The sequence below is a fragment of the Halorubrum sp. Hd13 genome, from assembly GCF_002252755.1.
Lineage (GTDB): Archaea > Halobacteriota > Halobacteria > Halobacteriales > Haloferacaceae > Halorubrum.
Genome location: NZ_NHOY01000059.1, coordinates 1 through 12,012, shown reverse-complemented (window position 1 = coordinate 12,012; position 12,012 = coordinate 1). Strand labels below are relative to the sequence as shown.

Annotated in this window: 11 protein-coding genes; 9 read left to right on the top strand and 2 right to left on the bottom strand. The window is 68.7% G+C overall.

Annotation, left to right across the window (positions count from 1 at the left end; all coding sequences use genetic code 11):
- Positions 1-146 precede the first annotated feature (146 nt).
- The 4 genes from DJ81_RS08200 (at position 147) to DJ81_RS08185 (ending at position 4,895) form a co-directional block, all read left to right on the top strand.
- Positions 147-1,571 carry an extracellular solute-binding protein gene (locus DJ81_RS08200; protein WP_170938274.1) on the top strand — a complete coding sequence of 475 codons (1,425 nt, stop codon included), beginning with the start codon at positions 147-149 and terminating at the stop codon, positions 1,569-1,571.
- 185 nt (positions 1,572-1,756) lie between these two features.
- Complete coding sequence (locus tag DJ81_RS08195) at positions 1,757-2,734, top strand: carbohydrate ABC transporter permease (protein WP_094525218.1); 978 nt, start codon at positions 1,757-1,759, stop codon at positions 2,732-2,734.
- 1 nt (position 2,735) lies between these two features.
- Positions 2,736-3,710: a carbohydrate ABC transporter permease gene (locus DJ81_RS08190; RefSeq protein ID WP_094527028.1), complete on the top strand. Its 975-nt coding sequence runs from the start codon at positions 2,736-2,738 to the stop codon at positions 3,708-3,710.
- A 6-nt stretch (positions 3,711-3,716) separates the two neighbouring features.
- A complete protein-coding gene (locus DJ81_RS08185) occupies positions 3,717-4,895 on the top strand; it encodes an ABC transporter ATP-binding protein (protein ID WP_094527029.1) in 1,179 nt (392 codons plus the stop codon).
- A gap of 41 nt (positions 4,896-4,936) precedes the next feature.
- Here the strand turns inward: DJ81_RS08185 and DJ81_RS08180 are convergent, their stop codons facing one another.
- Positions 4,937-6,037, bottom strand: coding sequence for a TrmB family transcriptional regulator (locus DJ81_RS08180; RefSeq protein WP_094589242.1), 1,101 nt, complete (start codon positions 6,035-6,037; stop codon positions 4,937-4,939).
- 224 nt (positions 6,038-6,261) lie between these two features.
- On the opposite strand from DJ81_RS08180, the gene DJ81_RS08175 reads away from it, so the two are divergent.
- Positions 6,262-7,596 carry a glycoside hydrolase family 68 protein gene (locus tag DJ81_RS08175; protein ID WP_094589238.1) on the top strand — a complete coding sequence of 445 codons (1,335 nt, stop codon included), beginning with the start codon at positions 6,262-6,264 and terminating at the stop codon, positions 7,594-7,596.
- A 59-nt stretch (positions 7,597-7,655) separates the two neighbouring features.
- Here DJ81_RS08175 and DJ81_RS08170 read toward each other — a convergent pair whose 3' ends face one another.
- On the bottom strand, positions 7,656-9,968 hold the full coding sequence (locus DJ81_RS08170) for a glycoside hydrolase family 32 protein (protein WP_094589236.1): 2,313 nt from the start codon (positions 9,966-9,968) through the stop codon (positions 7,656-7,658).
- Positions 9,969-10,182: 214 nt separating this feature from the next.
- Between DJ81_RS08170 and DJ81_RS08165 the strand changes: the two genes are divergently transcribed.
- The 4 genes from DJ81_RS08165 (at position 10,183) to DJ81_RS08150 (ending at position 11,585) form a co-directional block, all read left to right on the top strand.
- Positions 10,183-10,548, top strand: a complete 366-nt coding sequence (locus tag DJ81_RS08165) for an iron-sulfur cluster assembly accessory protein (RefSeq protein ID WP_094525214.1) — start codon at positions 10,183-10,185, stop codon at positions 10,546-10,548.
- A 69-nt stretch (positions 10,549-10,617) separates the two neighbouring features.
- Positions 10,618-10,863 carry a DUF5816 domain-containing protein gene (locus DJ81_RS08160; protein ID WP_094525213.1) on the top strand — a complete coding sequence of 82 codons (246 nt, stop codon included), beginning with the start codon at positions 10,618-10,620 and terminating at the stop codon, positions 10,861-10,863.
- A 126-nt stretch (positions 10,864-10,989) separates the two neighbouring features.
- Entirely contained in the window at positions 10,990-11,328 is a 339-nt protein-coding gene (locus DJ81_RS08155) for a hypothetical protein (RefSeq protein ID WP_094525212.1), read from the top strand.
- A 56-nt stretch (positions 11,329-11,384) separates the two neighbouring features.
- On the top strand, positions 11,385-11,585 hold the full coding sequence (locus DJ81_RS08150) for a dodecin (RefSeq protein WP_094527032.1): 201 nt from the start codon (positions 11,385-11,387) through the stop codon (positions 11,583-11,585).
- Positions 11,586-12,012 lie beyond the last annotated feature (427 nt).

Genomic DNA, 12,012 nt, shown 5'->3' with positions numbered 1-12,012 from the left:
CGGCCGCTCGGTCGAGATCTGTCGATTCGAACGATTTTACCGCGTAACGGCGGTTTCCGTCCCGATTTCCCTGACGCTGATATTGTTAACATCTCCTGTTGTAAATACCCCTACTTATATTAATGATTATTCCTTATGACCAAATGATGTCAGAAGGTAGCACTCCGAACGGCGTCTCGCGACGGCAGTATCTCGCAGCCACGGGGGCGGTGGGGGCGGCCGGCCTCGCGGGCTGTTCCGGCGGTGGGGGCGGCGGCGACGGATCGAACTCGGGATCCTCGGGCGACGAGATCGGTGGGACCGTCACGGTCTTTTCGGGGTCGGCGTTCGTCGACGCCGGGATGGAGGAGGCCTTACACGAGGCGGGCGTGCCCGACTCGATCACGATCGAGATGGTCGTGCCGCCGCAGGACTCCGGCAGCAAGCAACAGCAGCTCCGGACCGCGATCAACGCTGAGGAGTCGGACCCGGACCTCGTTCTGACGGACAACGGATGGACGATCCCGTTCATCGTCCGCGACGACCTGGTCAATCTCGAGGAGGAGATGGACGACGAGTTCATCTCTCGAGTCAAAGAGGAAGGTGTCCAGTCGATGATCGACACGGGGACGCACCCCGAGACCGGCGATCTGTACTCGATCCCGACCTTCCCGGACTACCCGGTCATCACCTACCGGAAGGACCTGCTGCGGAACGCCGGATACGGCGACTCGGACTTCGACACGTGGCGGACCGACCCGCCGACGTGGAAGGAGTTCTCACAGATCGTCTCCGAGGCGCAGACCTCTGACGTGGACTACGGTCACGTCTGGCAGGGGAACAACTACATCGGGCTGGCCTGCTGTACGTTCAACGAGTTCCTCACGAGCATGGGCGGCGCCTTCTTCGGCGGTGAGGACAACCTCTTCGGACCGATCGGTGACCGCCCCGTCACCCTCGACTCGGAGGAGTCGATCGACGGGATCGAAGCCGCAGTGGACCTCATCCACGGGGAGGGCCTCTCGCCGATGGACATCGCCGGGGTCTCCCCCCCGGAAGTGGCCGGCTGGATCGAACCCGACACGAAGAGCACCTTCGAGGCCGGGAGCGCGGTCACGCAGCGCAACTGGACCTACTCCATCGGCGGGGCCGTGAGCGCCTTCGAGGGGTCGGACATGGAGCTCGGCGTGATGCCGCTGCCGAAGGGCCCGAACGGGTCCTGGCACGCGCAGGGCGGATGGATCATGTCCATGAACCCGTACACCGACAACATGGCGTCCGCGAAGGAAGTGATCAAGGCGTGGTGGGAGGACTCGGTCCTCCAGCAGCAGTTCGACGCGGCGAACTACATGCCGCCGAAGCCGGAGCTGTTCAGCTACGTCGAAGAGAGCGACACGTACGGGCCGTACTTCGAGGCGCTCCAGTACTCGGCGGAGAACCTGATCCCGCGGCCGACGACCTCGGTGTGGCCGAACCAGCGGACGGTCGTCGCCAACGAGGTCAACTCGGCGCTCCGACAGGAGAAGACGCCCGAGGAAGCCGCGAGCGCGATGCAGGAACAGATCGCCGCAATCGAAGAGCAGTCGGGGTGACGGCGTCCGATTGACCGGCTCCCCTCCCCGGCGGCGTCGCGGGGGGGAAGGAGTCGAAATAAATGTAAAACAGCCAACAATGATAAATATTCGCACGGAAAACAGGCGGGCGATGCTCGTACCACAACGGCGGGCAGTCACGGGGGGTGTTGATCGCCGTGGCAACTGAACAGGGCAGGACGCAGATGTCGGGCGGGTCAGACGGCGTCCTGACGGGACTCGCGACGTGGACGGAGAACCTGAGCGAGCAGGCGTACGCGTATCTGCTGCTGGTACCGGCGTTCCTCGTGCTGTTGCTGTTCGCGTTCTGGCCGCTCGCGTCGGCGATCAGGATGTCGTTCTTCGCCGACGTGCTCACCGGCGGTCAGCTGGGCGAGTTCTCCGGGATAACGAACTACGTCCAACTGCTCACGAACACCAACGCGCTGGCGCCGGCGGCGTTCGTGGACCCCTCGTTCCAGACGCCGGTTTTGGAACAGGCGCTGTTCATGACGATACTGTTCGCCGTGTTGAGCGTCACCGGCGAGACGCTGCTCGGGTTCCTCTACGCCATGCTGATGAAAGCCGAGTACAAGGGCCGACGGCTCGTTCGGCTCCTCATCATCCTGCCGTGGGCGATCCCGATCGTCATTCAGGGAATGATCTTCTTCCTGCTGTTCCGGCCCGGGTACGGGCTGTTGACCGAGCCCCTCCAGCAGCTCGGAATCTTCTCGAATCTGCCTCTCAACACCACCTTCGACAGCTTCGTCATCGTGACGGTGGCGGACATCTGGAAGACCTCGGCGTTCATGGCCCTCCTGATCTTGGCGGGGTTAGAGAGCGTCAACCAGGACCTCTACGAGGTGGCCGACGTGATGGGCGCGTCGCGCTGGCAGCGGTTCCGATACATCACGTTCCCGCTGGTCTTCCCCGTGTTGATGGTCGCGATGCTGTTCCGGACGATGGGCGCGCTCCGGGTGTACGGCATCATCGAGTCGACCACGGTCGGCTGTTCGACCGTCCCGTCGATGACCTGTCTCGTGACGCAGTTTATGTTCGGGTCCGCGACGCTGTACGGCTCCGCGGCCGCCGTGAGCGTCCTGATCGCCATCGTCGTGGGACTGTTCATCATGGTGTACCTCGGATTCATCCGACGGAGCAACCAGAGCCTGGGGTTAGCGTAATATGAGCATCGACGCACGCAACCACGACGACGCGGAAACGTTCGACGGCTCCGGCGACGGAACCGGCGACGAAGAGAACAAATCCCGCATCGCGCGGTGGGCCGACGACTGGATCCAGAACCCGGAGAAGGCGTACGCCGTGATGTTGGTGTTCCTCGGTGGAGTGCTGTTGACGACCTCGCTGTTCCCGCTGTACTGGCTGTTCAACGTCTCGATGGCGCCGCCCGGACAGACCGACATCCCGCTCCTTCCGACGACGATCGATCTGTCGGTGTTCATCCAAGTGTTCCAGCAGGTCCCGTTCGCGCGGTTCATGTTCAACAGCCTGTTTTACGCGTTCACGGTGACGGTGTTCGTGCTCCTCGTCGGAAGCCTCGCCGGGTACGCGTTCGGGCGCTTGGAGTTCCGCGGGAAGACGCCGCTCCTGTTCTCGCTGCTGGTGCTCAGCTTCTTCCCGCCGGCGACGCTGTTCATCCCGCTGTTCCGGGCGTTCAATCAGCAGGTACCGATGCTCGGGCTCTTCACGCTCCCGGTCGAGATATACGGGACGCCCGGCGCGGTCGTCACGCCGCTCAGCGCGTTCACGATGCCGCTGGCGATCTTCATACTGACGACGTTCTACGGCCAGATCCCGGACGGGCTCGAAGACGCCGCCAGAGTCGAGGGGACGACCCGGCTCGGCGCGCTGTTCCGCGTGATCATGCCGCTCTCCGCCCCCGGCGTCGCGACCGCGGGCATTCTCACCTTCATTACGGTGTACACCGAGTTCTTCTTCTCGTTCCTGATGACCGGCAACAGCGCGGCGGAGTGGGCGCCGGTGGTCGACGGCGTCATCGCGTTCCAGACGCAGTACACCGTCCGGTACGACCTCCAGGCGGCGGCGAGTCTGATCGCGATCGTTCCGGTCGCGATCCTCGTCGTCGTCGCACAGGACAAGATCATCAGCGGGCTCACCCAAGGAGCACTCAAGGAGTGACCACACATGTCACGAGTACAACTTACTGACGTCACGAAACGGTACGACGACGTAACGGCGGTTGATAACATGAACCTCGACCTGAAAGACGGCGAGTTCATCTGCTTGGTCGGTCCGTCGGGGTGCGGGAAGTCCACGACGCTCGAGACGATCGCCGGCCTCACCAAGCCGACGTCGGGTGAGATCCTGATCGGCGACCGCGAGGTGACGAACCTCCCGCCGAAGGACCGCGGGATCGCGATGGTGTTCCAGAACATCGCGCTGTTCCCGCACATGGACGTGTACGACAACATCTCCTTCGGCCTGCGGCTTCGAGACTTCCCGCAGGACGAGATGGACGAGCGCGTCGACGAGGCGGCGCGAGTCGTCCGAATGCAGGGGATGCTCGACCGGATGCCGAGCGAGATGTCCGGCGGTCAGCGTCAGCGCGTCGCGATCGCGCGAGCGATCGTCCGCGACCCGGACGTGTTCCTGATGGACGAGCCCCTGGCGAACTTAGACGCCAAGCTGCGCGTCAACATGCGGACCGAGCTTCAGCGGCTCCACAAGCAGCTGGACACGACAATCATCTACGTCACGCACAACCAGGCCGAGGCGATGACCATGTCGGACCGAATCGCCGTCCTCGACAAGGGGGAGCTCCAGCAGATCGCGCCGCCGCTCACCTGCTACAACGAGCCGGCTAACCGGTTCGTCGCGGGATTCATCGGATCGCCCTCGATGAACTTCGCCGACGCCACCGTCGGCGACGGCACTCTCGACGCGAACGGCTACTCCATCTCCTTCGACACCACGGCGATCGACGGGGTCGGGACCGGCGACGCGGTGGAGTTCGGCATCCGTCCGGAGGACATCTACCTCAAGAGCAACAGCGCCGAGGCCGAGGACCCGAGCAGGACGTTCTCGGTCACGACCGACGTGCTCGAACCGATGGGCGACGAGATCTTCGTCTACCTGAAGCCGATCCTCGGCGCGTCGGGCGAAGCGGCCGACTTCGAGGAGCGACAGGGGCTGTTGATGAGCGTCGACCCGTCGAGCGACATCAGCGAGGAAGAGGACGTCGAGATCGTCATCGACCGCGCGCGCCTCCACCTGTTCGACGACGCCTCCGGCGACGCGATCTCGCACGGGATCGTGGCCGATTCGGAGATCGGGACGGCCGACGACGGCGTGCAGGCGGACTGAGCGGCCGAGGTCGTCGCGGCGCGGACCCCGCGCCCGCCCCGTCACGCGCTGGCGCTCGCCCGTTCGGACCCCTCGACGTCGACGACGGTGATCCGGTGGGCCTCGACGGCCTCGACCATCGCCCCCCACCCGCCCACCTCGACGGGACCGTCGTCGGTCTCGACGACGATCGCGACCTGGCCGCCGTAGCTCGCGATGACCTCGGCGTCGGTCGCGTCCTCAGGGCCGGTGACGATGACCTCGGCGATCGGCCCCTCGACGACCCTGTCCGCGCCCGTCTCGGTGTCGGCCCCCTCGACTCGAACGCTGACGGTCGCGCCGTCCCGGAGGAGCGGCGCGACGTCGCGGACGCAGTAGCGGATGTCGACGTACTCGATCGGGGGTTCGTCGCCGATCGACGAGTAGATCGGGTCCCACGTGTCCCACTGCGTCGTGAGGAAGTACCAGTGGAACACGTACGTGTGGGTCCGGTCGTCGACGAGGACGCCGTACTCGTTCGTCGACCCCGCGTGCGGCGCGAAACACGTCTTCGTCCGGTCGACGATCACCGCGAACGGCGAGGGGAGCCGCCGGTGGCGCGCCTCCGAGCAGACGTCTCTCAGCTCCGCCGGGTCGGGGAGGGCCTCCTCGCTCCCGTCGGGGGTGTGGATGGAGAGGTTGACGCGGACGCCGCGCTCGGTCGCCTCGCGGAGCGCGCCGCGCAGCCGCTCGAAGTCGTCGACGCCGAGCGAGACGTTCACCTGCGACTCCGCGCCGCGGATGAACTCGTCGGCGTTCTTGATCACCGTCTCGAACCGCGTGACGATGCTCACCGTCGACCGCTCGACGCTCGGCTCGTTCCAGCGGCGCTCGATCTCCTCGGTCGCGGCCGTGAGCCGGCTCGCCCGCGACTGCAGGTCGTCGGTGATCTCGTCCAGGTCGTTCGCGCGGGCGTACATCGACTCCTGCTCGTACGTCTCGATGTACCCCGCGCTCTCGAGGTCCCGCAGCACGTCGTAGATGCGCGGGTCGGGGACGCCGCTGGCGTCGGCCACGCGGGTCACCGGCGCCGCGCCGAGTTCGAGGACCGTCACGTACGCGTCCGCCTGGTACGGCGAGAGCCCCGCGTCCTCAAGCGTGTCGGTCAGCTCCGCGCGTTTCACGGCGGCCACCCGTCGCCGCGGACGCGGTCGCCCTCGCCGGTTCGGCCGGTCGATCGTGTGGTCATGGTTCGAACTACCACGGCCGTGATAAAACGTTTTATTACCGGAGATTGGGGGCGCGCTCGTCGCTCTCCTCCGTCGTTCGTCGGGCCCCGCCGGGCGAGCGCCGGCGCCGGGTCGGAGCGACTGAAAAGGCTTTATTCGGTTCGTCGCGGACGGATCGTATGGACGATTCGCGCCCCCGAGGTGACTCGCCGTCCCGATCGCGCTGGACCCGCGATCAGGCCGCGGGGATCGAGCGCCGCCGCGGGAACGTCGCGCCGGCGGCCGGCGATCCGACCGTCGACCCCTTCCCCGACCTCCACGTCTGGGACACGTGGCTGCTCCGCGACCGCCGCGGCGAGATCGCCGACGTCGACGGCTGGCGGCTGGCGTTCTCGCTGACCGCCACGGCCGACCTGCTCCCGGGCACCCGTCACGACGTCGCCGCGATCCGCTGTTTCTACTCGGCCGACGGCGAGCGCTGGCGCGACGCCGGCCCGGTGTTCGACGGCGGCGCGCTCGGCCAGCGTCAGTGGGCCGGATCCGCGCTGTACGACGACGGCGACGTCTACCTCTACTACACGGCCGCCGGCCGCGACGACGCCGACGAGCTGACCTACACCCAGCGGATCGCGGTCGCGCACGGCGGCGCGGTCGCCGCGACGGACGACGGGGTCGAACTCGCGGGGCCGTGGACCCACGAGACGCTGCTGGAGCCGGACGGCGAGTGGTACGAGACGGAGGCGCAGTCGCGCGGGATGACGTACACGTTCCGCGACCCGTGGTTCTTCGAGGACCCCGCGACCGGCGAGACGCACCTCCTCTTCGAGGCGAACGTCCCGGCGCCGGAGCGCGAGGGCGACGACGCCGAGACGACGGAGCGGCGGGCGTTCAACGGCTGCGTCGGGGTCGCCGCCTCCCCCTCGGGCGACCCGCTCTTGTGGGAGCTCCGGCCGCCGCTCGTCGACGCCGTCGAGGTGAACCAGGAGCTCGAACGCCCGCACGTCGTCGTCGCCGACGGTCGCTACTACCTGTTCGTCTGTAGCCACGTCCACACGTTCGCGCCGGGCGTGACGGGGCCCGACGGGCTGTACGGCTTCGTCGCCGACGCGTTCGAGGGACCGTACCGCCCGCTCAACGGGACCGGACTCGCCGCGACGAACCCGCCGGAGGCGCCGTACCAGGCGTACTCGTGGATGGCGTTCCCCCACGCGGAGGAGGTGTTGGTCCAGAGCTTCCTCAACTACCACGACTTCGGGGGCGACTCGCTCGACGCGATCGCCGAGCTGCCCGAGGCCGAACAGCGGGACCGGTTCGGCGGGACGCTCGCGCCGACGCTCCGACTGGCGGTCGACGGGGACCGCACCCGGCTGCTCGGGACGCTCGACGCCTGGCGGGTACCGACTCCCGACGAGCCGCTCCCGGTGGCGGACGGCTCGGAGCTCCCCGACGACCTCGACGGCGGCGTCCCCGAGGCGAAGGCGGGAGTCGGGGCCGAGTACCTCGGCGAGTACTGAGGGTACGGTCGGGGAGTACCGAAGCGGCGACGGCCGGGCGACGACCGAAGCGGCGACGACTACTGTTCGCGGGCGGCGGGGTCGCCCGCGGCGTCTCCGCTCGACGCCCCGTCTTCCGGCGGTTCCATCGCGCCGTCGAGGCGCCACGCCGTCAGCCGCGGGATCGACGCGCGCCCGCCCTCGGCGACCGCGGAGACGTCGACCGCGTCCTCGCGGGTCGGGTAGACGCGGCTGGTCAGGCAGTGCCGCTCGTTGGCGTATATCTCGACGACCGATCGGTCGACGAACACCCGCAGCGACAGCGGCTCGTCGTACGGCGGGACCGACATCGACTGCGGATCGGTGAAGGCCTCGGAGTCGCCGCTCGACGGCGCCCGATCGACCGTCAGCGTGCCGTCGTGCTCGTAGCGGATCGGCGTGTGCTCCGCGCGGTCGGGCGCCTCGAACACCGACAGCTCGACCGCCTCGGCGTCTTCCAAGGCGATCTCCGCGTCGATCTCGATCGTCGCCCCGGCGGCGTCGAACCGCCGTCGGTCGCCGTCGGCGAGGCGCACGTCGCGGTGGTCGGCGATCCGGTCCGCGCGGAGGTCGGTCACCTCCGCGGCCGGGCGCTGTCGGAGGTCGCCGTCGTCGCCGAGTTCGATCACCCGCGGGAGCGACAGCGCGCCGGACCAGCCGGCGTCCCACTGGCCGGCCGCGTCGCGGGCCTCGGGGAGCCACCCCCACGTGAGCGTCCGGTCGCCGTCCTCCAGCGACTGCGGCGCGTAGAAGTCGCCGTGGTCGAGCAGGCCCTCGGCGTCGACGTCGAGCTCGCCGTCTTCGAGGGTCCCGAGGAAGTAGACGACGTTCTCGTAGTCGGAGACGTGGAGGAGCCGCCGGTCGCCCAGGTCGAGCAGCTCCGGGCACTCCCAGACGGCGCCGGCGTCGGGACCGCCCGCGAGCAGGGGGCCCTCGTAGGTCCACTCGCGGAGGTCGTCGGCGGTGTACAGCAGCGCGGCGCCCCCGCCGTCGGAGAGCCCCGTACCGACGAGGTGGTACCACGTGTCGCCCTCGCGCCAGACGTTGTGGTCGCGGAACTCCGCGCGCCAGTCGTCGGTCTCCAAGACGTCGAGGTCGGCCGGCGGCGCCTCGATGACGGGGTTGCCGTCGTACTTCTCCCACGATCGGAGCCCGGAGTCGTCGGCGGTCGCGAGACAGGGGAGCTGGTCGCGGCCCCGCCCGCCGGTGTAGAGGACCGTCGCCGTGCCGTCGTCGTCGACGGCGCAGCCCGACCAGCAGCCGTCGCGGTCGGGGCCGTCGGGCGAGGGGGCGAGCGCGACCGGCTCGTCGCGCCACGTGACCAGGTCGTCGCTGACGGCGTGGCCCCAGTGGATGGTGTTGTGGTACGGGCCGCCGGGGTTGTACTGGTAGAAGACGTGGTACCGCCCGTCCCATCGGACGAGCCCGTTCGGGTCGTTCAGCCAGTTCGCGGGCGCCGTGAGGTGGTAGGCGGGGCGGCCGCCCGGGCCGTCCTCGCCCGTCTCGTCCACGCGCTCGCGGAGCCGACGCATGTCGGCGGCGGTCTCGGGTCGACTCGGAACCGGACCGGACGACGCGAGGCTCCGGAGACACCCCGCGAGCAGCCGGTCCCGAGTCGCGCCGAGGTCCCGGTCGCTCTCGGGGTGGCCGTCCGTCGGCGGCTCGGCGAACAGCACGGGCGCGCCGATCCCGAGGACTGCGCCGTCGCCGGCCGGCCACGAGACGACCGTCACCTCCTCCGGGACCTCGGTGCCGCCGCGGACCGTCGAGGCGAGCGGCTCGCCGTCGGCGGGGAGCACGCGCTCGTATCGCACCCCGGGCACCGTCCCGCGCCGCCGGACCGGGTGGCGGAGCCCGTCGAGCGCGTCGAGCGCGGGGTGGTCGGCGCGCAGCGAGCGCCAGAGCACGCCCGTCGGCTCCCCGAGCGCGTCGTCGCCGACGCGGTCCGGGGGGACCGACTCGACCGAGAGCGCGTCGACCGCCGCGAACGCGTAGAGGCTGAGACAGAGGCCCCCGCCGTCGGCGAGGAACGCCTCGATCGCGGGCGCCGCGTCGGCGAGGGGAGTCGCGCCGCCGAGCGGGCGGTCGCGGTGCCACCAGAGGACGTCGAACCGACCGGCGCCGTCGCCGACGCCGGCCCCCGGATACGACTCGCCGAGCGACTGCGAACCGTCCGCGTCCCCGGGGGTCGGCGTCGTCGGCGGGGCGACCGCGCCGCGCTCGTCGAGGGCGTCGAACGGGACGACGTCGGCGGCCGCGCCGTCGCGGGCCCCGATCCACTCTGCGGCGGCGCGCTGCTCGGCCGTGGGGTCCCCGTCGACTAACAGCCCGACGCGGAGCGACGAATCCGTCATACCCGTGTTCACTCGCCACCGAATCAAAACCGTGTCGTCCCCGCGGCGGAGCGGTGCGTCTGAGCGGTCGCTTCGGAGCGGTCGCCTCGGGGCGACCGCGTAACCGTCGACGGGTCGATCGGGGGGGATCGCTCGGTGGAACGTAACCGTCAGCGGCAACGACCGGCGGGGATCCGCCGGCAGGGTTTTTACCGTGGGAGCGGAAGGCGTTCGCATGAGTACCGAAACGGTCGAAGCGGGGAGCGACCCGGCCATCGAGGTGACGCCCGACGCCGCGGAGGAGGCCCTCTCGCTGCTGGAGGGAGAGGGGCTCGACACGGAGAAGGCCGGACTCCGGCTGTTCGTCCAACAGGGCGGTTGCGCGGGCCTCTCGTACGGGATGCGGTTCGACACGGAGCCTGAAGAGGACGACCTCGTGGTCGAACACCACGGGCTCCGCGTGTTCGTCGATCCCGCGAGCCGGAACTACATCGGCGGGAGCAGGCTCGACTACGAACACGGCCTCCAGGCCGCCGGCTTCGAGGTCGAGAACCCGAACGTCGTCTCCGAGTGCGGCTGCGGCGAGTCGTTCCGGACGTAGCGCGGCGTCCGGGCGGCCCGCCCGCCGTCGACTCTCGCTTTTAAGCGGTTCCGTCGAATACGGGCTGGTATGAGTCTCGACGCTTCGACGACGGCCGACGGCGAGCGCGTGTACACCGACCGGACGATGATCGAGCGCGGCGCCGAGGGCCCCTTTTACGTCGTGTTCGCCGACGCGGACGGGTCGGCCCGGTGGGGGTTCCGCTGCGGGAACTGCGACTCGTTCGACACCGCGATGGACACGATGGGCCGGATCCAGTGCACGGAGTGCGGCAACATCCGGAAGCCCGACGAGTGGGACGCCGCCCACGAGTGACCGGTCACAGACGGCCGACGGTGATCTGACGGAAAACGGTCGTGAGCGGCCGCGTTGGTGGACGAATAACCGCGTCCGCGGAATCGTGAGAAACTTTATCACGGATGGAGGCGAACGATGAGGTAGATGGCCACTGCGAGCATCCCACCGACGACGGAGGCCAGAGATGTCTTTCGCGAACTCGGATACACCGTCTCCGAGGGCGGACAGGAGTTCATCGCGGAGCGGAAATGGCGACGCGTGCTCGTGACGGTGTTGTGTATGGACGACGACGATCTGGACCCGTATCTGACGGACGGCGGCGAGACGCCGCGGCTCCGCTGTTTCGTCACGTGGCGCAACCGGGCCGGCGACCTGCGCGACCGCCTCGTCTCCAAGAAGCCCCCGTACGACTGGGCGGTCATCGGTATCGAGGCCGACGGCGAGGACTTCGCCGTGATGGAAGGCGCGCCCGGCAGTCCCTGACGGCGCCCCGGGACTCCACCCCTTTTATGTGAACGTGCGTGCAAGTAGCACGCGACATGGTGTTTAAAAAGATCACGCTGATCGGGACGAGCGAGGAGAGCTTCGACGACGCCGCAGACGAGGCGATCGACCGCGCCGAAGACACGCTCGAGAACGTCTACTGGGCGGAGGTACAGGAGTTCGGCGTGGAGATCAAGAACGCGCCGACCCGGGAGTACCAGGCCGAGGTCGAGGTCGCGTTCGAACTCGAGGACTGAGGGATCGACGCGAATCGGTCGCCGAGGAGTCGTGACACTTCTTTTGCCGTCTCGAGAGGGGGCTCGACGGTGGCATTCGTCCCTCCGCGTCCCGTCGCCACCGCGGAGAACGTCTTCGGCGTCCCGGTCGTTCGGTTATAACTGACCGAGTGCAAAGCGACGGTGAAGAGCCCCGAAGCCCCGGCGGCTCGGCGATACGCGATCGGCGACTCGACGCTGAACGCCTCCAAAGCCCCAGCCGCGACGGCTCGGAGGCCTCGTTGCGCTCCTCGGTCGGTCGCTACCGCTCCCTCGCTGCGGTGCTTACTTCGGCCGCCCTCGCCCTCGCGGCTGCCCCTTTGAGTCCCACCCGACCGCACGGCACCGCAGCCTCACACCTCCCCAGCCTCGGCGGACGGCCCGGCGCGGCTCCGCCCGCGCCGGGCCG